The following is a 2,378-nucleotide window of genomic DNA, read 5'->3' as shown; positions in this document are numbered from 1 at the left end:
AGCAAATTGCTTGGGTGTTATATGGTCAAGCCTCACGGGCAATTAGTATTGGTTAGCTCAACGCCTCACAGCGCTTACACACCCAACCTATCAACGTCGTAGTCTTCGACGGCCCTTTAGGGGATTCAAGATCCCAGTGAGATCTCATCTTGAGGCAAGTTTCCCGCTTAGATGCTTTCAGCGGTTATCTCTTCCGAACATAGCTACCCGGCAATGCCACTGGCGTGACAACCGGAACACCAGAGGTTCGTCCACTCCGGTCCTCTCGTACTAGGAGCAGCCCCTCTCAAATCTCAAACGTCCACGGCAGATAGGGACCGAACTGTCTCACGACGTTCTAAACCCAGCTCGCGTACCACTTTAAATGGCGAACAGCCATACCCTTGGGACCGGCTTCAGCCCCAGGATGTGATGAGCCGACATCGAGGTGCCAAACACCGCCGTCGATATGAACTCTTGGGCGGTATCAGCCTGTTATCCCCGGAGTACCTTTTATCCGTTGAGCGATGGCCCTTCCATACAGAACCACCGGATCACTAAGACCTACTTTCGTACCTGCTCGACGTGTGTGTCTCGCAGTCAAGCGCGCTTTTGCCTTTATACTCTACGACCGATTTCCGACCGGTCTGAGCGCACCTTCGTACTCCTCCGTTACTCTTTGGGAGGAGACCGCCCCAGTCAAACTACCCACCATACACTGTCCTCGATCCGGATAACGGACCTGAGTTAGAACCTCAAAGTTGCCAGGGTGGTATTTCAAGGATGGCTCCATGAGAACTGGCGTCCCCACTTCAAAGCCTCCCACCTATCCTACACAAGCAAATTCAAAGTCCAGTGCAAAGCTATAGTAAAGGTTCACGGGGTCTTTCCGTCTAGCCGCGGATACACTGCATCTTCACAGCGATTTCAATTTCACTGAGTCTCGGGTGGAGACAGCGCCGCCATCGTTACGCCATTCGTGCAGGTCGGAACTTACCCGACAAGGAATTTCGCTACCTTAGGACCGTTATAGTTACGGCCGCCGTTTACCGGGGCTTCGATCAAGAGCTTCGCTTGCGCTAACCCCATCAATTAACCTTCCGGCACCGGGCAGGCGTCACACCCTATACGTCCACTTTCGTGTTTGCAGAGTGCTGTGTTTTTAATAAACAGTCGCAGCGGCCTGGTATCTTCGACCGGCATAAGCTTACGGAGCAAGTCCTTCACCTTCGCCGGCGCACCTTCTCCCGAAGTTACGGTGCCATTTTGCCTAGTTCCTTCACCCGAGTTCTCTCAAGCGCCTTGGTATTCTCTACCTAACCACCTGTGTCGGTTTGGGGTACGGTTCCCAGTTATCTGAAGCTTAGGAGCTTTTCTTGGAAGCATGGTATCAACCACTTCGTCGCCTAAAGGCAACTCGTCATCAGCTCTCGGCCTTGAAATCCCGGATTTGCCTAAGATTTCAGCCTACCACCTTAAACCTGGACAACCAACGCCAGGCTGGCCTAACCTTCTCCGTCCCTCCATCGCAATAACTGGAAGTACAGGAATATTAACCTGTTTTCCATCGACTACGCTTTTCAGCCTCGCCTTAGGGACCGACTAACCCTGCGTCGATTAACGTTGCGCAGGAAACCTTGGTCTTTCGGCGTGCGAGTTTTTCACTCGCATTGTCGTTACTCATGTCAGCATTCGCACTTCTGATACCTCCAGCAAGCTTCTCAACTCACCTTCACAGGCTTACAGAACGCTCCTCTACCGCATCACCCTAAGGTGATACCCGTAGCTTCGGTGCATGGTTTGAGCCCCGTTACATCTTCCGCGCAGGCCGACTCGACTAGTGAGCTATTACGCTTTCTTTAAAGGGTGGCTGCTTCTAAGCCAACCTCCTAGCTGTCTAAGCCTTCCCACATCGTTTCCCACTTAACCATGACTTTGGGACCTTAGCTGACGGTCTGGGTTGTTTCCCTTTTCACGACGGACGTTAGCACCCGCCGTGTGTCTCCCATGCTCGGCACTTGTAGGTATTCGGAGTTTGCATCGGTTTGGTAAGTCGGGATGACCCCCTAGCCGAAACAGTGCTCTACCCCCTACAGTGATACATGAGGCGCTACCTAAATAGCTTTCGAGGAGAACCAGCTATCTCCGAGCTTGATTAGCCTTTCACTCCGATCCACAGGTCATCCGCTAACTTTTCAACGGTAGTCGGTTCGGTCCTCCAGTCAGTGTTACCTAACCTTCAACCTGCCCATGGATAGATCGCCCGGTTTCGGGTCTATACCCAGCGACTAAACGCCCTATTAAGACTCGCTTTCGCTACGCCTCCCCTATTCGGTTAAGCTCGCCACTGAATATAAGTCGCTGACCCATTATACAAAAGGTACGCAGTCACCTAACAA

Annotated in this window: 1 rRNA gene; it reads right to left on the bottom strand. The window is 52.3% G+C overall.

What is annotated here, in order from left to right:
* Positions 1 to 21: 21 nt before the first annotated feature.
* Positions 22 to 2,378, bottom strand: a 23S ribosomal RNA gene (locus tag IAE38_RS23630); the annotation flags it as partial.

This window comes from Pseudomonas sp. S32, assembly GCF_016648095.1.
Classification (GTDB): Bacteria; Pseudomonadota; Gammaproteobacteria; order Pseudomonadales; family Pseudomonadaceae; genus Aquipseudomonas; species Aquipseudomonas parafulva.
This window is presented reverse-complemented; position numbering and strand designations above follow the sequence as displayed.